This is a genomic window from Bacillus sp. FSL R5-0576 (genome assembly GCF_038004765.1).
GTDB classification, from domain to species: domain Bacteria; phylum Bacillota; class Bacilli; order Bacillales; family Bacillaceae; genus Bacillus; species Bacillus subtilis.
The window spans coordinates 2,977,162-2,998,824 of the sequence record NZ_JBBORU010000001.1; the positions used below are offsets into that span (position 1 = coordinate 2,977,162).

At 42.6% G+C, this 21,663-nt stretch carries 21 protein-coding genes; 3 read left to right on the forward strand and 18 right to left on the reverse strand.

The window, feature by feature from the left end; translation table 11 throughout:
• Positions 1-13: 13 nt before the first annotated feature.
• The 5 genes from comA to degQ all read right to left on the reverse strand — a co-directional run bounded on the left by comA (position 14) and on the right by degQ (position 4,442).
• The gene (gene comA, locus NX903_RS15365) at positions 14-658 is read right to left on the reverse strand and encodes a two-component system response regulator ComA (protein WP_003220716.1); all 645 of its coding nucleotides are present in this window, start codon (positions 656-658) and stop codon (positions 14-16) included.
• 80 nt (positions 659-738) lie between these two features.
• Positions 739-3,048, reverse strand: a complete 2,310-nt coding sequence (gene comP / locus NX903_RS15370; protein ID WP_038828679.1) for a two-component system sensor histidine kinase ComP — start codon at positions 3,046-3,048, stop codon at positions 739-741.
• Between the two features lie 14 nt (positions 3,049-3,062).
• On the reverse strand, positions 3,063-3,230 hold the full coding sequence (gene comX / locus NX903_RS15375) for a competence pheromone ComX (protein WP_038828676.1): 168 nt from the start codon (positions 3,228-3,230) through the stop codon (positions 3,063-3,065).
• Positions 3,218-4,117, reverse strand: a complete 900-nt coding sequence (locus NX903_RS15380) for a polyprenyl synthetase family protein (RefSeq protein WP_086344259.1) — start codon at positions 4,115-4,117, stop codon at positions 3,218-3,220. The genes comX and NX903_RS15380 overlap by 13 nt, the downstream gene beginning before the upstream one ends.
• 184 nt (positions 4,118-4,301) lie before the next feature.
• Positions 4,302-4,442, reverse strand: a complete 141-nt coding sequence (gene degQ / locus NX903_RS15385) for a degradation enzyme regulation protein DegQ (RefSeq protein ID WP_003220708.1) — start codon at positions 4,440-4,442, stop codon at positions 4,302-4,304.
• A gap of 221 nt (positions 4,443-4,663) precedes the next feature.
• Here degQ and NX903_RS15390 point away from each other — a divergent pair, with 221 nt between their 5' ends.
• Both NX903_RS15390 and NX903_RS15395 read left to right on the forward strand, forming a co-directional pair.
• Positions 4,664-4,789 (forward strand): hypothetical protein, encoded by a 126-nt coding sequence (locus tag NX903_RS15390; protein ID WP_003228793.1) that lies wholly within the window; start codon positions 4,664-4,666, stop codon positions 4,787-4,789.
• Positions 4,790-4,903: 114 nt separating this feature from the next.
• The gene (locus NX903_RS15395; RefSeq protein WP_017695529.1) at positions 4,904-5,272 is read left to right on the forward strand and encodes a hypothetical protein; all 369 of its coding nucleotides are present in this window, start codon (positions 4,904-4,906) and stop codon (positions 5,270-5,272) included.
• Here the strand turns inward: NX903_RS15395 and pdeH are convergent.
• The 7 genes from pdeH to NX903_RS15430 all read right to left on the reverse strand — a co-directional run bounded on the left by pdeH (position 5,248) and on the right by NX903_RS15430 (position 10,931).
• Positions 5,248-6,477, reverse strand: coding sequence for a cyclic di-GMP phosphodiesterase (gene pdeH, locus NX903_RS15400; protein WP_049140563.1), 1,230 nt, complete (start codon positions 6,475-6,477; stop codon positions 5,248-5,250). The two genes, NX903_RS15395 and pdeH, sit on opposite strands and share 25 nt — an antisense overlap.
• Before the next feature lie 136 nt (positions 6,478-6,613).
• Entirely contained in the window at positions 6,614-8,086 is a 1,473-nt protein-coding gene (locus tag NX903_RS15405; RefSeq protein ID WP_003228788.1) for a nicotinate phosphoribosyltransferase, read from the reverse strand.
• A 15-nt stretch (positions 8,087-8,101) separates the two neighbouring features.
• Positions 8,102-8,653, reverse strand: coding sequence for a cysteine hydrolase family protein (locus tag NX903_RS15410; RefSeq protein WP_086344260.1), 552 nt, complete (start codon positions 8,651-8,653; stop codon positions 8,102-8,104).
• A gap of 96 nt (positions 8,654-8,749) precedes the next feature.
• Positions 8,750-9,148, reverse strand: coding sequence for a YueI family protein (locus tag NX903_RS15415; protein WP_032726794.1), 399 nt, complete (start codon positions 9,146-9,148; stop codon positions 8,750-8,752).
• 71 nt (positions 9,149-9,219) lie between these two features.
• Complete coding sequence (locus NX903_RS15420) at positions 9,220-9,468, reverse strand: YueH family protein (RefSeq protein WP_086344261.1); 249 nt, start codon at positions 9,466-9,468, stop codon at positions 9,220-9,222.
• Positions 9,469-9,540: 72 nt separating this feature from the next.
• Positions 9,541-9,762 carry a spore germination protein gene (locus tag NX903_RS15425; RefSeq protein WP_015384524.1) on the reverse strand — a complete coding sequence of 74 codons (222 nt, stop codon included), beginning with the start codon at positions 9,760-9,762 and terminating at the stop codon, positions 9,541-9,543.
• Positions 9,763-9,821: 59 nt separating this feature from the next.
• Complete coding sequence (locus NX903_RS15430) at positions 9,822-10,931, reverse strand: AI-2E family transporter (protein WP_014480712.1); 1,110 nt, start codon at positions 10,929-10,931, stop codon at positions 9,822-9,824.
• A gap of 114 nt (positions 10,932-11,045) precedes the next feature.
• On the opposite strand from NX903_RS15430, the gene NX903_RS15435 reads away from it, so the two are divergent.
• On the forward strand, positions 11,046-11,435 hold the full coding sequence (locus tag NX903_RS15435) for a DUF2283 domain-containing protein (protein ID WP_086344262.1): 390 nt from the start codon (positions 11,046-11,048) through the stop codon (positions 11,433-11,435).
• A gap of 40 nt (positions 11,436-11,475) precedes the next feature.
• Here NX903_RS15435 and NX903_RS15440 read toward each other — a convergent pair whose 3' ends face one another.
• From NX903_RS15440 to essC, 6 genes are all read right to left on the reverse strand, one after another.
• A complete protein-coding gene (locus NX903_RS15440; protein WP_003220677.1) occupies positions 11,476-11,712 on the reverse strand; it encodes a YuzF family protein in 237 nt (78 codons plus the stop codon).
• A gap of 177 nt (positions 11,713-11,889) precedes the next feature.
• Positions 11,890-12,420 carry an HD domain-containing protein gene (locus tag NX903_RS15445; protein ID WP_003244444.1) on the reverse strand — a complete coding sequence of 177 codons (531 nt, stop codon included), beginning with the start codon at positions 12,418-12,420 and terminating at the stop codon, positions 11,890-11,892.
• Positions 12,421-12,617: 197 nt separating this feature from the next.
• Positions 12,618-13,349 carry a (S)-benzoin forming benzil reductase gene (locus NX903_RS15450; RefSeq protein ID WP_086344263.1) on the reverse strand — a complete coding sequence of 244 codons (732 nt, stop codon included), beginning with the start codon at positions 13,347-13,349 and terminating at the stop codon, positions 12,618-12,620.
• A gap of 62 nt (positions 13,350-13,411) precedes the next feature.
• Positions 13,412-13,867 (reverse strand): type VII secretion protein EssA, encoded by a 456-nt coding sequence (gene essA / locus NX903_RS15455; protein WP_015251327.1) that lies wholly within the window; start codon positions 13,865-13,867, stop codon positions 13,412-13,414.
• A gap of 31 nt (positions 13,868-13,898) precedes the next feature.
• Positions 13,899-17,153, reverse strand: a complete 3,255-nt coding sequence (esaA, locus tag NX903_RS15460) for a type VII secretion protein EsaA (protein ID WP_144486766.1) — start codon at positions 17,151-17,153, stop codon at positions 13,899-13,901.
• Positions 17,150-21,637, reverse strand: a complete 4,488-nt coding sequence (gene essC, locus NX903_RS15465; RefSeq protein WP_086344264.1) for a type VII secretion protein EssC — start codon at positions 21,635-21,637, stop codon at positions 17,150-17,152. The genes esaA and essC overlap by 4 nt, the downstream gene beginning before the upstream one ends.
• Between the last annotated feature and the right edge of the window lie 26 nt (positions 21,638-21,663).

Genomic DNA, 21,663 nt, shown 5'->3' on the forward strand with positions numbered 1-21,663 from the left:
ACACCCCCAATATTTAAAGTACACCGTCTGATTTCGCAATCAAAACCGCTTCCGTCCGGGAACCGACATTCAGCTTATTAAAAATCGATGTCAAGCTGTATTCAATGGACCGCTTGCTTAAATGAAGGGCATCTGCGATTTCTTGGTTTGTAAATCCCTTTTCAACTTCTTGAAGAATCAGGCATTCTCTAGGTGTGAGCACATCTTGTTCTTTTTGAGAGGAAGGAGCCGGCTTTGTTTTTTGCTGAGTCATCAGCTGTTTAAAGTAAGCAAAATCGACTAAAATTTCTCCATTGAGTACGTGGTATATGTATTGGGTGATCTTTTCTTTAGATTCCGTTTTGCTGATGGCACCGTGCAGACCCGCACGAATCGCTTCCTCGAAATAATCCTCGACCTCATAACCGGTATACACGATAATTTTACAATGAGGATTCTCTTGTAAAATCTGTTTAGAAAGCTCCATCCCATTGACCTCGCCGCCTAAATTCAGATCCATTAAAATGAGATCATATGACGAGAAATCATGCTGCTTGATAAACTGTTCGCTCGGTTCAGGACTGAGACAATCAACAGACAAATTCGAATCCGTTTCCAAAATTGTCTTGGTGCCTTCCATGACAGCCGGATGGTCATCAATCACTAGTATCTTTTTCATGTTTTCCTCCCTTTTACTCACTCTTTTCCATTTTATAAAAAAGACTTGGCCTGTGCCAAGTCGTTTCCGTTATAAATCCATTACAATTCGATTTCAATATCAGCCTTAAAGCCCTTTCCTTCACTTGTTTCAATCCGAAGGCGCCCATCTAAAGCCCTGACTCTCTCCTTAATGCCAGAAAGCCCCATGCTCATGGAATGCTCAGTATTCTTTTCCTGATCAAACCCAACGCCATCGTCCTCATAATGAAGAACGATTTTGTTTTGAATACTGATGAGCATAATCAGCACATCCGTCGCCTGAGAGTGCTTGACCGCATTAGACAGAAACTCTTGAATGATCCGGTACAAATTCAGCTGCGAATCCAGATCAAGGGAAGCCGTAAATCTTCCGGTATTTAAACGAATGTGAAACGGAACCCGCTCCTGCTGCTGCGCCACCAGCTTCGACAGCGCCTTGACCAGCCCAAGATCATACAGAAGCTGCGGCCGCAGCTCATGACACGTCTCCCTCGTCATCGAAATCACATCAGACATCTGCTCATTCATCTGTACAAGCTTGTCCTGCACCTCTTCACGGCACGGATTATCATCCTTCTTGAAATCACCCAAAAACAGCTCACACTGGCGTTTTAAGGAAATCAAATCCTGAAGAACCGAATCGTGGAGATCACGGGCGAGTCCTGAACGCTGTTTTTCTTCGATTGCAAACATTAGCTTTTTCAGCCATATCGGGTTGGTTCCCTCTTGCTTTAAGTCCTTCAAATGTTCCATGAGCTCCTCAATATGCAGAACATTTTCCATGGACACACTTGTATAAAAAGACAGTGTTTTCAGCCACGATATTTCATCACGTGTTAGCCGGGGAGTGTTAATATTAGATAAACAAAGCAGAACATAAGAACTTCCACCTCGTTCACCAACTTTCATAAGAAAGCCTTGATTGACTTCTATAATTTTCCCGATTTCTGATGTTACGTTTTCAAACTCCTCTTTATAAAGATGCCATTCCGGTTCGATTTCATGCTTATCTAAAAATATCACTTTGTGATCAGGAGTTACCTCAAAGGTATAAGCTTTGCTTACATGTAAAACATCCAAAATAGTTTTTTTCAGTTCTTTAAAGACTTGTTGAAGAGAAGTTACACCTCTCATTAGCTGAGTATATTTAAAGATACTGTCCTGATAGTTGAATTTTTCAGAGAAACGTTTTAACCGAAATTTAAAATCTATGACCTCTTTAAAATAAAAGACAGCGAACATGACAACGAAAAAAAATACCGTTTGGCGTAAAGGATTCATCTGTATTTCCATTACATCAAACAGAACTAATGCACCAACTATAAGAAGAGTTGGTATCATGGCAAGTAGAGCATAGTATCTCATTCTTCCTAAGATAAACTCTATATCAAACATCTTATTGGCTACAAATTGGTATACTAACCCGAACGGAATTAGTACTAGTAATGACGCCGAAGCTAATGCCGGGAAAATATAATTACCTGTAAATATTATTGGAAGAACAAAAAATATCAAAAAAGGCGCAAATGATAAAGTGTTTGTTAAAATTAGTAATTTAAGAATAAACGAATGCTCAGCATATTTATATTTATTAAGATGAAAATATATCGCTGAAAAAGAAAATAGAGTCAAAATTGCAAAAGAAACCAAGTTAACAGTCGCTAAAAAATCAATATCTACTTGTAAATAGTCTTGAAAAAACTCAATTCCAAGATTAAATATTGGTATGATATAAAGAAAGGAGATTCTATTCAAAAAAGTTTTTCCTATTTCTCCAAGGTATGTTTGTATAAATTGAAGATAAAGAATAGGAGAAGATATAAAAGTAAACAAGTTAATATACCGATTGATTATATGTCCTCTAAATGGTCCACCTGCACTTATATATGCTATCGAAATGTCTAATAACAATAGAATAAGAATATAGGCAGCAAATGATCTCCTTTTTTTATTTACCTTAAATATATAAAAAATGCATATTATGCTTAAAAAGTAAAAAACCAAAGGAAGTACGAACAGAAAAAAACTATAAGATCTATTTAGAGTAACTAAATCAAAATCTTTGAGATGAATCTTTTTTCCACTTCTTAAAATATCCAAACTGTTAATATGACTCAAATATCCCCATTTCAAATGTTTGTCTGAAGGTTTTTCTTCATTGATTTTTAATATGATATCTCCCTGTCTCAGACCAACAAATTGTCCATATGAAGATTTTGATATTTCTTCTATTACAAATTGACTTTTATCATTTTTTTGAACCTTAGTCCCAATAATAATCCCATTCATACTAATATAAGTTGTATAGCTTATATAGAGGATACTCAAAACAATTACAGCTATTGTGAATTTTTTTATCAAGTTCTTCAATGCAAATCCACCTATTAATCACCCCATTGACGGGTTATTGGATCAGCCCGATAATAATCATTATAAGCTTTAATTATTGTTTCAGTTTCTTGCACATCAAAACCAATAAGGCAGGCTTCTTTATTTTTCAATTTTTTTAAAGCCTCAGGATAATTTAAAAAGTAGTTAATTAGGTCTTGCACCTTGTATCCCCCTTTTTATAACTTAGTAAGCTTTCCTTTATTAACTCTTTTTTTTCTTTATCTAAATTTAATTGTTCTATAGTAGAAAAACATTTTTGTTTGTATATCTCCAATAATACCGAAATGTATTGAGTAACTCCTGCCTGAATTAATTTTTCTTCGAATTTCTCCCTATCTAATAATGCTTTATAATATAAGTCTTTATGTGAAAATAAATATAATAATTCTTCCGAAGCATTATTAAACAATCGCTTAAGATATAAGTAAATCAGTGTTTGTTTGTTTTTTTCAATATCACTGCGATTCCCAGATAAAAGAACATGATAATCTCCAGAAATTTGAGCTACAATCCCTTTATAATAGGAATATCTTTCAACTGTTTCATTATATTCTCCTGTAGCCAATAAAACACCTGCTACATTTGCTAGTGCAATCAAACTTCCACATTTTAATCTAATTACTTCTAAACTTTCATCTTCTGTTTTAGATTTATTAGTGATATCGTCATGTTGACCTTGCATGGCTTCGTTTACGTATCTTAAAACATATTTAAAAATTAAAGGATTGGTATTTAATGAATAAATACTCGTTAATCCTACTGTATACAAGGAAAGAGCTGCATTTAAAGACTCTGAGCGATTAATTTTCATCCATAAAGCATGGTGATTATCTTCATCTTCAAGATCATCCATAATATCTGATGAAAGAATAAGTATTTCTATTCCCGCACCAAGCCATGTTGCAACATCTAAATTCTCTCCTCCAAAAACAACATAATGTAAGATTGCAGATTCAGCAAAGGAGAATGTTTCTTTAGAATCAATAAATGAGCAAAGAAGTTGTGACAAATCTTTGTTAGATATGTTTTGCTTCACAATCTCCTTCATTTTCTCCTTGATCCGGACAGAATCTAAACATATCTGCTCAATAACGACTTCCCCCCTCCCATTCCATTTTACTAAATGGGACATTTAAAGGACAGCAGGTTTTTCGTTTTTTAACAATCATATAATACTTTATCCATTTATTGTATCGGTAGAACGAAAAAAAAGACTTGTTTCCAAGTCTTTTTCACGAAATTTTCATTGCATAATTGTATTTATCGAGTTGATCAATGCTTTTGTTAATGTTTCGTAATGAATCTGTCGTTTCTTTAATATCAAGTTCGAGTCGGAATAACAATTGTTTTACTTCTTCAAGTTTCTTTTCCATCGTTTCCACACTCCTTTTTTTGAAAGATCAATGAATTGTGTATGGTGAACGAGTCCTAGGTATTTGATCTGTTACTAATAGTGTATCTGCTTTCGGCTCATTTTTCACCGAAAAGTATGCAAAAAGATCCTGCGTGACACCGCAAATATCAATAGGCCCTTATACTCAAAGGAATCACAACAAGAACGGGACTATCTTTCTATGCGAAAGAGCGTTTATATGTGCTGAAATTGAGAAAGATTCTTAATCTCCTTGATTTTAACGGGTTTCGCATTTTTACTAAGCAAGACTATAGTCCTTCATACCGTATTTTCAAAATTGAATATGCGATTCTTGGCGTTTCCTGACCGACAAACACCGAAAAAGACCGCAACGCTAAAGTTGTGGCCTTTTCGCTTTGTCATATTCGGCAATTAGGGATCTATACATATAGAAACATCCTTTTTTTGTGAGGTGCTCCCATGAGATATCGTTATCCCTGGTTTTACGTGTATCCGTATGAGGTACGCCGTCCGCCCGCTCCTGCCAACAATATTGATACCTTTATCCGTTCAGCGAAGCAGGCCGCAGGGATATTTGCGGATGCCCAGCTCGTTCTCGGCCGCATTGCGGGCTCGCGGGAGCTCTCGCGCCGCATTCTGACCGCAGCCGAGCAGTCCGATAAACAAACCATAAAGCGCCTGATCAAACAAATGGGCGTCCGGCATGAAGTGGATACGGTCTTTAATCCCGACGGCATCTATATCAGCCTTATCGGAACGCAAAGCCGAATGATTCTTGCTTTGCGGTGGTCAGAGGACCGCAATCATTTTGCGTCCATAAGATTATGACACCATTCCAGAGCCTCAAGATAACATTCATACGCTTCTTCTTTGTCGAGTTGATTGCCTAATTCCGAGCAAGTGTCCCAGTTGTTGCTTTCAATTAATTTCACAAGCTCAAGCATTTGGTAGTAGTCGTTTTGATGGCCTAATAATGCTTGCCCGACTTCATCTTTTAAAGGCAATTCTTGAACAATTTCCTCTATTTCTCTATGCAGGAGGGTGTCTATGAGAGAAAACATTCCGATCAGCATATAAGAAGCAGGCTGCGGCCGGGATGTCTTTCTCGCCAGCAGTTCGCAAAGCTTTGCTCTTATCAAAGAAATCTTAATGATTTCGTGCTTGCTGGAATGGCCTTTCCTGCTTAAATCCTTAAAGGAAAGGATATATATCCACCGTTTGATTTCATTAAATCCCAGCAGCATAATGGCCTGTTGAATGCTTTCAATTTTCTGGCTCAAACGGCTATGGGATGAGTTTAAAAATTTTAAAATTTGATAGGACAGTGATAAATCCCGCTCTATGTACTCTGTCACACACTTTATGTTAGGCTGCTCTTTGCTCAGTTCGTTAAGCAGTTCATAGTAAGAATAGAAATGAGTCGATAGGTCATGCCCGCTGATGATGCGCGGCTCGCTGAAAAAGTAGCCTTGGAATAATTGAAAGCCGTCTTGGACCGCCTGTTTATATTCTTTTCGGGTCTCTACTTTTTCCGCTAAAAAAATCAGGCCGCGGCAGCCGTAGGTTTGCAAAATTTTTCTGCGTTCCATTCGTGTTGTTTTGAGAAAATCAATTTTCAATATATCAATATAACTCATGAGTTTTTCCAGTAAGTCCTCATCTTGCGGGTTTATTGCATAAAAATCATCAAGCGCCAGCATATACCCCATTTTTTTCAATTCTTTGCATCTAGAAATGAGGGCCGGCGTGATCGGTATATCTTCAAGGATTTCAATGACAAGCTGTTTCGGATTGAAGGAGGTGGGAAGATTCGAAAACATCAGGCTTTCCGTAAAATTAACAAAACAGCGTTTCCCTTCCGTCAGCTTCTCAATTCCGATGTTTAAAAAGCTGTTGATCACCAAATCTGTTGTTGCCTGATCGCCGTCTTTAGCGCTATACACGTTCTCTTCGCTTTCTCTATACAGCAGTTCATAAGCAACAACCTGTTCTTTTCTATTAAAAATAGGCTGTCTTGCAACAAACACCCTCATTGATTTATCCCCCTTACAATACGCGCGGCTTTCACCCCTAAGTATATCAAATAATTTGACGAAAATTGTCTAAACATGAAAAATAATATATACATAAAGAAAACTGGCCCTTCGCGAACGAAAGGCCAGTTTTTCTTTATTCTTCCTCAAGCTCTTCTTCAATTCTGCTTTTCACTTCGTGGATCCGCTGCATTTTATTGCTCCAGCAGTCCTCGCTTAAATCAACCGGGTATTCCTCCGGCTTGCTGATTCTCTTATATTCCTCCCAAAGCAGGCTGAGGTTATCCTGCACATACTGCTGTATGTCTGAAATCTCAGGGTTTTGGTAGCAAAGAATACCTTTCTCAAAAATCAGCTCATGAAGATCCTTCGCATAAAAATTCGTGACAAATTTGCTGATGAATGTATGAACCGGGTGGAACATTCTGAGCCGCTTCTGATCATTCACCTGCTCATCATAAAGCGCAATATAGTCGCCTTCAGAATGATGATTGGACTGATTAATAATGCGGTAGACTTTCTTTCTGCCCGGTGTCGTCACTTTTTCAGGATTGGACGAAATTTTGATCGTGTCAACCATTTTCCCGTCTTCTTCAATGGCAACGAGTTTATAAACTGCGCCGAGAGCCGGCTGGTCATAGGCAGTGATCAGCTTCGTACCGACACCCCAGACATCAATGCGCGCTCCCTGAGCCTTTAAATTCATAATGGTGTGCTCATCCAAATCGCTTGAAGCAATCACCTTCGCATCTGTAAATCCTGCTTCATCAAGCATTTTCCGGGCTTTTTTTGACAGGTACGCCAAATCGCCGCTGTCCAGACGGATGCCAATGAAATTAATGCGGTCGCCGAATTCCTTGGCAACCCTAATCGCGTTCGGCATGCCTGAACGAAGCGTGTCATACGTGTCAACTAAGAAGACGCAATCCTTATGTGTTTCCGCGTATTTTTTGAAAGCTGTATATTCATCGCGGTAAGCCTGCACAAGCGCATGCGCATGTGTGCCGGAAACCGGGATATTAAAGCGCTTTCCGGCTCTTACATTGCTTGTCGCGCTAAAGCCGCCGATTAAGGCTGCTCTCGCTCCCCACATGGCCGCATCCATTTCGTGCGCCCGTCTTGTTCCGAATTCAAGCGCAACTTCATCACCAATGACGCCTTTAATCCGGGCAGCCTTTGTTGCGATTAATGTTTGATAGTTCACAATGTTGAGCAAAGCTGTTTCAATCAGCTGCGCTTCTACCAGGGGTGCCTCCACCCTCATAATCGGCTCATTGTTAAAAACGAGCTCTCCTTCTTTCATGGAGTAAAGTGAACCTGTAAAAGATAAGCCGCGCAAATATTCAATAAAATCTTCATGATACCCGAGTTCATCCTGTAAATAACTCAAATCGCTATCCGTAAACTTGAAATTTTCCAAGTATTCAATGGCTTTTTCCAAGCCCGCAAATACGGCATAGCCATTTTCAAACGGAAGCCTTCTGAAAAACAGCTCAAAAATCGCTTTCTTTTCATGAATGCCGTCTCTCCAGTACGTTTCCGCCATATTGATCTGATAAAGGTCTGTATGTAATGACAGGCTGTCATCTTTAAATCCGTACTCTAACACTGTTTTTCCCCTTCCTTACTCTGCCACTTGCGCTCCGATGCTGTTTGCAAAATGGGAAAGAGCCCATGCGTGCCCCTCCTGATTAAAGCTGGCAACAGCTTGTTTATGCACAACAATCCGAAAACCTTTGTTGTATGCGTCAACAGCTGTATGCAACACACAAATATCTGTGCAGACACCGGCAAGGTGCAGTTCGCCAATCTGCCGCTCTCTGAGTTTGAGCTCTAAATCAGTTCCCGCAAAAGCAGAATATCTCGTTTTTTCCATGTAGTAAACATTAGGTTCATGTTCATGTTTCTGATATAGAGGCAAAAGCTTTCCGTACAGATCTTTTCCTTCCGTGCCTTTTATATTATGCGGAGGAAAAAGACTGGTTTCAGGGTGATATTGATCCCCTTCATCATGAGAATCTACTGCTAATACGACGTAATCACCGTTTGTGATGAATTCTTCAGTTAAATTGACAATCGCCTCTTCAATCATTCTGCCGGGCTCCCCGCAGGTCAATTTTCCGTCACTCGCCACAAAATCATTCGTATAATCAATACAAATAAGTGCTTTTTTCATAGCCGGCCTCCCCGCCATCAGTATGAGAACATTATATCTTATCTCCAGTTGTAAGTGAATTGCCATGAACAAAAAGACAAACGGTCCGTTTGTCTCTTAAGATTTCAGCACTGACCGATTATAAATGTCGTCCTGAATATATATCAATTCACGATTCACAGCGATGTCAGCCGCAATAACGAGGCCTAAAGGCGTATGAAACTGAAGATCAGATACAATCTTGAAGGGCACTCCGTACCGGTTCGCCATTTGGATATAAGGAGAGTAAGACTGATACTGAAGCTCTCCATTAACCAAAAGGGTGACGTCATGGCTGTTTTTCAGCTCGTGCTCCGCCTCTTTATACGGTTTACTTCTAAGCACCTGTCCTTTCGTCAGTGCCAAAACGACTCTTTCTCTTAAAGAGCCTAAAAACAAATGGCGCTCGTCAGGCTTTGTCTCCAAAGGCCCATACATTCCTTGCTGCAAATAGAGATCCATTTTATCTTCACTCAAAAGCCTGTCCTCCCGTCTTGTTTGTCTTCATTATCACCTGATCAGGCAGGAGCTAAACTTTCAAGCGCCGCTTACATTTCTGTTACCCAATGAATGATTTTTTTGGCCAGCTCACCAGCAGGGGTTTCCTCTGTATGCCGGCGCAACGACGCTTCCAGCCGTTCAGGCAGAGTTGCTTTATCTTCTTCATAGGAAATGATCGTGCTCCACTCCAGCTGCGGTACCGCTACAAGCGTGCGCAGTTCTTTTCTGTTATCATGCAGATACACGTCCGTGATCATTCCGGTTTGCGTATTGATATTTGCTTTTCTGATTTTCATAACATGACCTCTCTATTTAAAGACTACCCATATTATACAATAAAAAAGCAACAGCCTCTTGTGAAAAGGCTGTTACCCGTTAAACGAAACTGTTTCATCAGTGATATCGGCATCTTTGAAGAGAGTTTTACTCGTTTGGTTGTTAATCTTCACAAAATCACCAAGCTGAAATGCGCCTGACCCCGCCCCTGAATGAGCGACGCTTTTTGGCGAAATCGCAAATACGTCTCCAAAGCTTGCCGCGGCATTACCCGTAACTGACATGATATAAATCGGCCCCACAATTGCAGGCATTTCCCCACCTCCGCATTGATTTACAGCATCATATGCAAAGAGCCGCTAATGGTGCCCGCCTATTCAGCTGGCTTTGCGTTTTCCTCGAGTCGTGACCGCTGGCGCAGCTTGATCAAGCGGACAATATTCAGGAAGAACGCCTTCACTACCGCATAAACCGGCACCGCTAAAATCATGCCGAGAATTCCGCCGAAGCTTCCCGCTCCGATTAACAGCAAAATAATCGTAAGCGGATGGGTATTCAGACGCTTTCCGATCACAAGAGGAGACAGCAGGTTTCCGTCCAGCTGCTGAACGATGACGACCACAATAATCGCAAACAGCGCTTTGGCCGGCGAGTCCATAAAACCGACAATGACAGCCGGCGCGGCACCGAGAAAAGGCCCGACATAGGGAATGATATTGGTAATCGCCATGACAATCCCAAGAATCAGGGCATACGGCAGTCCGGCAATTAAATAGCCGATAAAACACGCTGTTCCGACAAAAAGACAGATTAACAGCTGCCCCTGGAAATATGCCGCAAGCGTATCGGATAAATCTTTAAAAATCTTTAAGCCTTCTGTCCGATAAGAAGCCGGTAGAATTTTTACTGCCAAATGCGGAAAGCGATGTCCGTCTTTCAGCATGTAAAAAAGGATAAATGGAACAGTAATAATAACAAGCGTGATGTTTGTCACGACGCCAAACACCGCAGATAAACTGGACGTGATATTTTGCGGCAGGTTTTGGAGAAAACTTGTCAATGACTGTTCAATTTTTGATATCGATACATAATCCTGGTTCATCATCCAGGTAAACCATTGAGAATGGGACAAATCCTTTGTCAGCGCCTGAATCTGTTTTATATAATCAGGAAGGTTGTTAAACAGCCCTGTCACCTGTGAGGTGATGATAGGTCCGACTGACGCTGAAATAAAGGCAAGCAAACCGATAAACAGTAAATAGATCAATAGAATGGATAATGTCCGCGGAATTTTTTTCTCAAGCAGGCGGACCACCGGATTAAATATGAAATACAAAATTCCCGCAATCAGCATCGGGAAAAACAATGTCGAGATAAAAACAATAAACGGCTGAAATACAAATGAAACTTTTGTTGCTACAAAAATAATCAGCAAAACAAATAAAATCTGCAATGTCCAAAAATGGACTTTTGATTTCAACAAGCTTTGTTCCTCCTAGTTTTTCTTTGTCTGTCAGATAAAAGAACTTATACCCCATCATTGTAACAAAAATGAACTCATATCAGAACTCTTAATATAATGAAAGGAGTGTTGGTGATGAAGGCCGTGACATACGATACAGATTCAGAACTGTCTTATATCTATGTTCTTCCTCCGAAAAAGAACAGGAATGTACGGACTGAGGAGCTCAGAGTCAATGATTGTCTCCTGCTGGATATCAGCCAAGACGGCAAAATCGCCGGATTCGAATGTTTTGGTGAGGCAGCACACCTCTGTGCCCCATTTGCCGGGAAATCCCGGCTATATGTAAAAGATTCAGACGGTTATCATTTTCGGGTCTGCCAGCATGCTTCAGTCCGTTCCTGCTATACGGTGTACGGTGTCACTTTCTGTTTTTCAGATGGTGACTATCAGGAATTTGCCGGCTTTGACCTTGACGGAACAATGTATCATAGTGCGTTTTTACAGCGCTTAACTGAAAAATAGGACGTCCTAGTGTACGCCTATTTTTCATGCGCAAGCACTGTTAGACCCGCTCACTGTAATCTGGGGTGACGGAAATCATGTGCTGGATTCTGATCAAACAAACAGAATTTCGGGCTCCTTCAATTGTGATATGGTCAGGTTTTACATCGATCAGTCTGCCTCTGACCGTATCTCGTACTGTCTGTATAACGAACCTTGAGCCGATGAGCTTTTTAATGGTCTGATAGACATAAGGATCGACTAAAGAGACCAGTTGCGGACTACCTTGGTTGACCATACTTTTATCCCCTTTGTGTGTTTTATCTCAGCTTATGCCGCGCTTATGGATAATGACACAGGCTTACCTGATTAAACAAAGGGGTGCGGAGATTTTAGGAGAATACGTTTGGAAGCGGGTGTAAAGGAAGTATCGATGAAGCGGAGACAGCGAAGAAAGCTGGGCGCTGTTCCGTACTTATACAGGCTTTATCACGGATGCCTGGGCTTGGTCGATTAATTGGTCCAGCTTTTCTATTTTTTTTCGTGCGGTTGAAGGATCAATTTGGCGGTAATGATGGTGGCCGCCCGGCTCTTCATCCAGTTCGTCCGCTTTTTTGACAATCTGCTGCAGCGTGTTTTTATCTAATTCGCCTTCAGGCAAATAGGAATCTGTATGAAGCAAAATGGCTAGTGCAATCTCTTTTGCCGCTTTCGGTTCCTCGCCAAGCCGAATCAGAAGCTTATGCGCGCGTTCCGCCCCTTTAATGGCATGAATGTCATTTCTTTTGTATTTCTCATAATCCCACTTTCCGTCTGTATACCATTCATAATGGCCGATGTCATGAAGCAGTGCCGCTTTTGCTGCTAAATCAGGATTAATGTCAGCCTTCACAGACAGCCTGTATGCATGATAAGCGCAGGCAATCGCATGTGCCACGCCGGAACGCTGAAGATATTTTTGTGCAATTGGATGGGTGAAAACATCCATTAATGTAACCTTTCTCATGGAAACCCCTCCTTTAGATATTTTTAGAATCCTAACATAATTTGCAGAGAAACTCAATTCTTATGTCACATCATTTTGATCTTCTTATCATCATTGTTATACCCTAAAAGCAGCGTTTCAGTCAGTATATGCGGCTGTTCAATAAAATGCGCTGGCTGCAGCCTTTTGTATAAAAAAAAGAGCAGAAAATATCTGCTCTACAAAAACTCTTTAATATCATAAATGCGGCCGTTTTCCGTCCCTTTTTCTAGTAAAGAAAGCAGCGTGCCGGCAATAAAGTCCGGACTGCGAAGGCTTCCTGTTTCATTTAATTTCCGGAATCGTTCAATGTGGTGGAAATCCTTTTTCGATGAAGAACGGATGACGGCCTGCATCTCAGTGTCCATCACTCCAGGTGAGAACGAAATCATGTTCACCGGCAGCTCTTCATCCTCCTGTTCAAATCCGAATGTCCTCGTAAACATGTCGAGCCCGGCTTTTGAACTGCAATACGCGCTCCATCCCTTATATGGATTTTTGGCGGCTCCTGAAGTAATGTTGACAACCGTCTTTTTGCCGCTGTATGAAGCAAACCGTTTTGTAAACAGCTGACTCAAAAGCACGGGCGCAGTCAGGTTCAGCTGATAATGGCGCTGAAGCTCGTCAAGAGACGCTTCGCCGGCACGTTTGATCGGCGTTACCATTCCGGCGTTATTGACCAGGGTAATACCAGAATAACGATCTGGATCGATGGATGAGAGCAATGTTTCAAATTGCTGTTCAGCTTCTTTGAGATTGATGAGGTCTATTTGATGCTGCGTTAGTTTTTCATGAGAGACATCCGTTTTCGTTCTGGATAAGGCATGGACTTCATGCCCCTTTTCTAAAGCCTGTAATGCAACGGCTTGACCCAGCCCTTTTGACGCTCCGGTGATGATATAAAGTTCCATTGGAAACCTCCTTTTCCGTTATTATTGTACGGCACTGCTTTTACACAACACAAGCACGCGGCCTACGCCTTCTTGTTTTCCTGCGCTGTGACTTTTGGGATGAGGAACACGATGCCTGCAATTCCGAGCAGGATCAGTACGACATAGATCATCGGCAGCAGCAATGATGATGTTTCTTGTTCATCTTCTGTTTCCGTTGATGATGTCTTTGTTATTGGTTTTTCAGCAAATGTAATTCCAAGCTGTTTCGACTGGGCCGCAATCGTGTTGGAATCCTCGGCATTTGTTGATGTAAACAAATCTTTTATCAGCTCGGCGTCCTTGTCCTTCGGTTTATCAAAAGTAATATCCTTCTGTTCCTCAGGCAGTTCTGTTTTTTCTTCATAGTAGGTATCTTCATGCAAATAATTCGTATCGATTTCGATGTCTTTTTTCTCATACTGGTTTGGCGCGACATCTGTATTTTCTTCAGTTTGGGCAGCCGCGGCAGAGGGTATGAAAAGGGAAAAGGAGAGCATACAAATCATGATCCCCTTTTCCATGCTGCGATTACGCTTCATACGTTTCATCGCTTTCTGCTGTGTGTTCAGCCATCAGCCGGATAATCAGCGGCAGAGCCGCGGCAATCACCGTAATGATCAGCAGAACTGTTATTCCCATTGTAAACAAGTGCCCAGTACCGTACTGGATGTCGATATATACTTTCGAAACCGGATCTTCAAATGTAAAGTTCGGCATGATCAAATCAATAAGCGGTGCGACATAGAATAGAATCATAGCTGCTGAAGCAACCCATCCAGGGATTGATCCGAATCTGAATGCCGTCCGGATGAAGGCAGAGCTTGCGACCAGCAATAGAATCGTGAACACCGACCACTTAATCGTCTGATCGTCTGGCAGTGAATAAATATTCAAACCGAACAAGCTGATCATAAGTCCGACAAGGATATTCAGAATTCCGAATAACGCTCCTTTGACGAGAAGCGGTGCGTTTTGGTAATACGAGCTGAAATAGCCGATTAACAGACTGCTGATCAACACAATGACAAGGATGACAACCGGCGGTACCGTCTGAATTTTTTCTTCCGGAACCTCTCCGCTGATTTTAAGCGGATTCGCTAAGTAATCATATACATAGCCATTGTTTTGCCCGTCTACTAATGTGTTTCCGAGTATGCCGTATACGTCATTGCGCACGAGTTTCGTGGAGGCGACATTTTTCCCCCAGTTGTTGTTTAAGGTGTCGGCTTTCGCCTGAACATCATTGACGCTTTGCTGCATGTTGGTTGTGTAATCAATGATGCCTGACTGGCGATCAGACAATGACCCCATCATGTCTGACATTTGCAGCACTTCCTGGCCGACCGTATCTTGGACACTCAGTGCCATGGTGCCAGACAGCCCATCGTTGCTGAACGTCGCAGATTCCTGTGTTGCGCCCGTTACAAGCTGTTCTGACGCTTTTGCGGCACTTTCAGAGATTTTCGTCAGTTCGTCGAGAACACCTGCTTGAGAGTCACGAATAAAGCCGCTGTAGTCATCCGCAAATTTAGTCATTCCGTCGATGAAGGTGTTAATGTCTTCATCAGTTTGCATCGTGTTGTTTTTGAGAGCTTCCCAGCTGGCTGATTCTTCAGGTGAGAGAGCCAGGACTGATTTGACGTTGCCCTGCTGGCCGTCAATAGCGCCGGCTTTTGCAGCACTGTCAATCGTACCGGATAATACAGAATCATAAACAGACAAATATTTATAGTATTTCATTGCTGTATCTATATTTTCTTTACTTATATAGATTGCTTTGGTAAATGTGAGCTGATCTTTATTTTCAAGTTCTTGAATGGCGTTATACATATCACTATAAATACCTTCAAGTTCTCGCTTCCGTTTCGCTTCAAGATTTTCAAGTTTATCTTCGAGCGTTTTCACTTGGTCTTTCAGGTCTTCAATTTCATCATTAAGACCTTCCATTTGTTCTTTTAGTTCCTCTAACTTCTTTTTCAGCTCTTCATTATGGGCAGTTTCTTTTTCTTTGAGCTCTTCCTCAATTTGCTTGATTCGCTCAGACGCTTTGCTGAGCTGTTCTTTTGCTCTGGCGATATCAGAAATGTCACCGTTTCCTGGTTGATCTTGGTCCCCAGGCTCCGTCGTATCTCCGCCGCTACCGGTATCACCTGAATCTCCGGTTCCGCCTTCATTTGCCAGCTTGATAAATTGAAGGGCTGAATCAGAAGATGCAGTCTGTTCGGCAGATGTGCCCGTTTCGGTTTGTCCGCTGTCGGACGCACCATCAGAGGCATCACCGTTCTGCTCCTGACCGTCTGTTCCCTTCTGCTGGTCTTGATCCTGAGTACTGCCGTCCGTTTGTCCGTCATTACCGGTATCACTGCTGTTATTGTCGTTCCCTGTGTCGCCCTGTGTATCATCGGGCTTTGTACTGCCCCCGTCATCAGGTTTTTCTGGATTATCAGTGGACGGATCGTCTGGTTCAGTACCCGGGTCCTCCGGTGTTGGATCCTCTTTTTCAGGCTCCTTCAGATTGTCTGAAATATCCTGAATATCAGCAGCGATATTTTTCAGTTCTTCACGCTGTTTTTCAAGATCGATTTTCAGTTCTTCAGGATTTTCTTCTTTCGGGTCTTTATCTTTATCATTGTTGTCAGAGCCATCGTCTATGACTGGGTCGTCCCCTTTCGCAACTGTCAATGCCTGACGTGCCGGGACAAGCAATTCATACACCTGATTTAGTGCAGCCTGTCTTGATGCGGCCTGATATTGATCGATTAAATTACTTTGGATTTTTGCCATGCCAAGTTCCTGCTGGGACACTTGCCCTTCCCTAATTTGCTGGGCGTTTGCCAGCACATTACTGGTTTGTCCGAGCTGTGTCTTCGCTTGGCTGATCCCAGTTGCCAATCCGCTCATGCGTTCGCTGAACTGATTCGCCTTTTGCTGTGCCTGGATGGCATCCAGACCTGTCCGGATTTGCTGCTGTGTTGAATCCTGGGCTGCCAAAAGCAGCTTTTTCTGATTTTCTTGATATTCCTTGTATCTTTCAACTGTTTCAATGAATTCTTTCAACGTGTTTTTAGCTTCCTCCGCTGTAGAAGCTTTTTCTTTTGTCGTGCCTTGCGCTTCATTCATTGATTTCTTCAGCTCATCGATTAAGTCTTTTTGCTGTTTGATTTCACCTGCTAAATCATTAGAGCTTGGTTTGTAAAAGTTGTACATGACATTCTGGAATTCAGATTCTTTATTGACGATCTTGTCAAATTCTCCTCTGACGTTGTCCACTTTTTGTGAAACAAAATTCCAGTATAAGGCCGACATTTTTTTGTTCATTGTCTTTTGGGCATCCTCAAGCTCCCGCTGAACTTTTTCTTTGTTAACCGCATTCAGGTTATCTTGAATGCTGAATTCGAGCGTTGCTTTTTGAGGATGGTCTTTGTCATAGCTCAAAATGTTTTTTGAGAAGTCTGAGGGAATGTAGACGATCGCATCATATTTCTTTGAAGCGAGACCGGTCTCGGCCGCGCTTCGGTTTACGACCGTCCACGAATAATCAGGACGTTCACCCAGAACGGCCGCTACTTCCTTGCCGAACTGGGCGGATTTGTCCTCTTCATCAGACTTTACCTCATCACTCAATACGCCTGTGTCTTCATTCACCACCGCGATTTGCCGGGTGGAATTGACTGCTTTTTTCGTCGGATCGTCTCCGATAAATCGGAAAAACAAAACCGGGAGCAGCAAAATGATGATGACGGCGGATATTAACTTGATCAAGCTTTTTCGTTGTTCTGTCATCTAGCACTCTCCCTTTCAGCAGAACATAAAGGAATTTGAACTTTTTGCTCCTTCCCGTTTTCCACAACATATCCGAAGCCCGGCTGAATCTCAGGCTCCTGTCTTTGGTACGGGAGAGGAATGACATTTTGCTCAGATTTTTTCATCAGCAGAATCGCGTGGCGGATTTGCTTCATCTCAGTCGTCAAGGAGTCATAGCCTTTTGAGAATTCGCTGTGATTTCCGCCCGGGATAAAGCTGAACCCAAGATGAGCGTATGATTTCATGAAGTTAGCGAGACGATCTTGTATTCTCGTATCAATCGTCTGCTGGAATCTCGTTATCCCGTCAATCATCAGCACCACTTGTGAGAATCGCAGATTTTGCGCGTCTCCTTGGCGGACGGCTTCCACATACATGGCCTCTCTAGTTTTGAAAATGTCTTCTGCTGTTTCAATCCACTGCTCAATATCTTCTTTCGTTTCCAAATATGAAACAGCTGATTCCTTCGCATAATGAGATAAGCCGCGGTCAATCGAGTCAAACAGGCCGATCATTTCAGTTTCATCATCAATCAGATGTTCGAGCATTACTTTTAAGACGTTTGTTTTCCCGCGCTGAGTCTGGCCTAAAATCAGGCAGTGCTTATGCTTGCCTAAATCAAAATAGACTGGGCTGACTGTTTCTTCATGAAGCCCGATCGGTACAGATAAAGGCTTGCGTTCCAGCTTGAAGCGGAGAGAAAATTCTCTCGTAGACAAGCTCTCAGGCAGCATCGGAATCGGTGCCGGCTGCTCCATTGAAGCAAATCGCCCTTGAAGTTTCTGTACGTCTGATTTCAGCTCGTTGAACATGCCGATATCATCATCGGCGTCAACAGGCAGGAACATTTGCGCGAAATAAAGCTCTTCCTTTTGAATGATGACGCGTCCCGGAATCGGCTCAAGATTGAATTTCGGACGGCCGTAAATGGAATATCCTTCCGATTGATCCATGAGATAATGGACAACCTTTGTTTTCAAGTTATTTAACAATGACTGGCGGACAGCATTCACCCGCGTTGCTGTCAGCATAAAGTAGATACCCAAGCTTTGTCCGTCTCTGGAAAGCTGGACAAATTCCGATTCAAGCTCATGCATCTCATCCTTGACAATGTCAAAGTTGTCAATTGTGATGAAAATGAACGGAAGCTCTTCTTCGCTCAGCGCATTGTACATTTTGATGTGGCTGATTTCTTTTTCCCGGAACAAACGTTTACGGCGGTCAATTTCTTCTTTGATGCGAATCATGAACTTTTCAATTTTTCTTGACTGGTCCATCAGGAAGTAATCCGCGGTATGCGGGAGCTTCGCTAATGGCAGCAGCGTTCCGTTTCCGAAATCAAAGATATAGACATGAAGCTCTTCAGGTGTGTATACGTCCGCAAAGCTCATCAGGAACGTTGCGGCTGCAATCGATTTTCCGTAGCCCGAAGAGCCGAAGATGCCGATATTTCCATCTTCCATCATCTTATAAGCAATTGGCGCCTGTCTTTGCAGATCAGGTTCATCTACATACGCAAAGTGGAAATGGTCTTTTTCGTTTGAAGGGAAAAGAGTGCGCGGAATACGTTCCGCAAGCGGCGGCAGCCAAGGGCTTGGCAGCTTCTCGATTCCCATTTCATCTTGGATGCGTTCAATTTCGTCAACTACAGCTTCGATTTCGGTTTGAACGTCTTTTTTCGCGTTATCTTCGGTATCAACCTCAGAAAGCGGGATCAGACCCGTATCTGTAACGATCGCGATTTCATCCTCGGTACCGTAGACTTCCTCTAAGTAAGGCGCCCCGCTCCATGCAGATTGGAACAGCTCATACACTTCATTGTTTCCGACCTGCAAATAGCCGCGGCCTGTTACGGTAATGTTTGCGGCATCGCTGTTTTTCAAAATTTCTTTACTGTCGGTGGCATCCTGGACCTTGAGCGCTACTTTAAAGCGCGAGTTACTCCAGATCTGGTCGTCGATGATGCCGCCTGGCTTCTGTGTCGCCAAAATCAAATGAACGCCGAGGCTTCGTCCGATACGCGCGGCACTGACAAGCTCCCTGATAAAATCAGGCTCCTCGCTTTTCAGCTCGGCAAACTCATCAGAAATTAAGAACAAGTGAGGCATCGCCACTTCTGCTTTCCCTTGCTTGTATAGCTTTGTATAGTCATTGATGTGATTGACTTGATACTGGTCAAACAGGCGCTGCCTTTTTTTCAGCTCGCTTTTAATGGAAGCAAGCGCACGCATACTGAAGTTTTTGCTTCCTTCAATATTTGTGATCGTGCCGAGGAGGTGGGGAATGTTGCGGAACGGCTGCGCCATTCCTCCGCCTTTATAGTCAATTAGTAAGAAAGCCGCTTCATGCGGATGAAAATGCACTGCAAGTGACAAGATGTAGGTCTGGAGAAATTCACTTTTCCCTGATCCCGTTGTCCCCGCAAGCAAGCCGTGCGGACCGTGTGCTTTTTCGTGAAGGTTCAGATACACAATGTCATCTTTCCCTTTATAGCCGATCGGCACTGACAGCGACTTCGACGATTCACTTGTCAGCCATCTTTGCTGAATGCCGATTTCTTTTACTTCCTTCGCATGAAAAAGCTCCAGGAACGATACCGTTTCGGGAATGGAATTCGTAATGCCGACCTGGTGGTTCAGCGTCCGCAGTGTGCGTGAAAACCGTTCGTTGTCCTCACGCTGATGATGATCGAGACGGAACGGAATTCTTACCGCTTTTTTCTTTTGTATTAAAATGTCGCCTTCATGCTCATTGATGTAGCGGACAAGAGTTGTAATGTTTTCCGACAAGCTTTCCTTTGTTTCCGCAGCGACAATTGTCGAGATGCCCAGATGCTCATGCTGTCCTTCTAAATATTCGAGAATGACATGCTCGGAGATCAGCTGCTGATTCGTGATGACAAATACAAAATGCGGTTTGAACTGCAGTTTTTCTTTGTCATCTTCGAGATCACGCTCTCTGATCAATTCGTAAAGTGAAGACAGGAGCTGATCTCGCGTTTGCTCATTATAAATAAATCCCTTTGCATAAATATGGGGCATTTGAAATTGCGGAAGCCACTTCATCCACTCCCAGTCTTTATACTCATCTTCATGAAAAATAAATACAAAACGCAAATCGTGATAGCTGTTAAAGAACGACAGCTGTCCGATCAGCTGGTGAATCTCATTTTTCACAATTTGTGATTTACCGACAAGCCCCATCGGACCTTCTGCCAAATCGACCGTCACCGGCGCATTGCGGATATCTTTATAGACGCGCTGCATGTGCTGCGATTTCTCCATGAGATCATCGATATCACGATTCGCCAAGTCTCCGCCGCTCATATTGATTTCATAGCTTGACGGAACTGTTCCCGTCCCAAGCCGCAGCTGGAGATAATCCTTGCTTTCAAGGGATTTTTCCCAGATCCGGTCACTGATTTCACTTGTTAAGTATTTCATTTGTTCAAATGAAGGAAAGTGAAATTCAAGAACCTGCTTTTGTTTTTCAGCAAGTGCCTGAAGCTCTTTCCGCTTATTGTCTAAGTAAAGCTTATATACACGCTCCCGTTTTTCCTCGCGTTTTTTCCGCTGGTTTTTATCCCGGAAATATTGCACTGTCGAGGTAATGAGAGTCATCATAAACATCGCCAAAGAAACGAGTATAAATATGCCGCGCGGCTGGATGATGGCAACTACGCCCATCACGATCAGCATCACAAGCGGAGGCAGGATGACGAGCCACAGCCCTCTGTTGGTTTGATCGCTCTCCTGAGAGGGAAAACTGAAAGAAACGCGGTCATCCGGCAGATCGTATACCATCCGCGGCGTTCTTCTGTACTGCGGATATTTTTTCTGCATCTCTGTACTCGGTTTGACCGTTTCTGTTAACGCTGTTTCAAACTGGGCATAATGAACAATTTCTAAAAGGTCTTGTTCCGTCACCCTCATTTGCGTGAAGTTCCAGAATATTTCATCCCCCGGCTTAAGCGGCGTATTGGCGTTGATTTTCTCTCCGTTCAAGAAGATAGACCCGTTTTCAGGGCGGACCGACCAGCTGCCGCCTGAACGAAGCAAAGAAAACGTGCTTTGTTCTGCAAATGCAAAGTCTTGCGGATTCAGATAAATATCTGCATTCGTTTTTTCTGAGGAACATACAATTTCATCCCGATTTCCCGTAAAATAAACGGATTTCTCAGGTTCACTGCCCGTCAATATCAAGCGTATATCCTGCTGATCCGTTTGGAGAGTAAATGATATATCCGTCTCAATCGTGCCGAGACAATCATTTCCCAGGAAAACTTCGTATTTGCCGCCGGATTCCTTTCTTTTAAGAGAAATCACTCCGCTATTAAATGGAATGGAGCTGATCGTAACAGAATCCTTCACATCAGGCCCTATGGTCACCGGATGAGACGACGGGAGGTTAGACAGATTTAATTTTTGAACGTTATTTTGGTAAAAAACCCATAATAGACTCAAATGGCGAACCCCCTTACGGCCGAATG

Excerpts from the sequence above, each read along its gene's own strand:
- comA (WP_003220716.1), bottom strand. The coding sequence starts at position 658 with ATGAAAAAGATACTAGTGATTGATGACCATCCGGCTGTCATGGAAGGC.
- NX903_RS15380 (WP_086344259.1), bottom strand. The coding sequence starts at position 4,117 with ATGAAGGAGATTGTGAAGCAAAACATATCTAACAAAGATTTGTCACAA.
- degQ (WP_003220708.1), bottom strand. The coding sequence starts at position 4,442 with ATGGAAAAGAAACTTGAAGAAGTAAAACAATTGTTATTCCGACTCGAA.
- NX903_RS15395 (WP_017695529.1), top strand. The coding sequence starts at position 4,904 with ATGAGATATCGTTATCCCTGGTTTTACGTGTATCCGTATGAGGTACGC.
- pdeH (WP_049140563.1), bottom strand. The coding sequence starts at position 6,477 with ATGAGGGTGTTTGTTGCAAGACAGCCTATTTTTAATAGAAAAGAACAG.
- NX903_RS15410 (WP_086344260.1), bottom strand. The coding sequence starts at position 8,653 with ATGAAAAAAGCACTTATTTGTATTGATTATACGAATGATTTTGTGGCG.
- NX903_RS15420 (WP_086344261.1), bottom strand. The coding sequence starts at position 9,468 with ATGAAAATCAGAAAAGCAAATATCAATACGCAAACCGGAATGATCACG.
- NX903_RS15425 (WP_015384524.1), bottom strand. The coding sequence starts at position 9,762 with ATGCCTGCAATTGTGGGGCCGATTTATATCATGTCAGTTACGGGTAAT.
- NX903_RS15435 (WP_086344262.1), top strand. The coding sequence starts at position 11,046 with ATGAAGGCCGTGACATACGATACAGATTCAGAACTGTCTTATATCTAT.
- NX903_RS15440 (WP_003220677.1), bottom strand. The coding sequence starts at position 11,712 with ATGGTCAACCAAGGTAGTCCGCAACTGGTCTCTTTAGTCGATCCTTAT.
- NX903_RS15445 (WP_003244444.1), bottom strand. The coding sequence starts at position 12,420 with ATGAGAAAGGTTACATTAATGGATGTTTTCACCCATCCAATTGCACAA.
- NX903_RS15450 (WP_086344263.1), bottom strand. The coding sequence starts at position 13,349 with ATGGAACTTTATATCATCACCGGAGCGTCAAAAGGGCTGGGTCAAGCC.
- essA (WP_015251327.1), bottom strand. The coding sequence starts at position 13,867 with ATGCTCTCCTTTTCCCTTTTCATACCCTCTGCCGCGGCTGCCCAAACT.
- esaA (WP_144486766.1), bottom strand. The coding sequence starts at position 17,153 with ATGACAGAACAACGAAAAAGCTTGATCAAGTTAATATCCGCCGTCATC.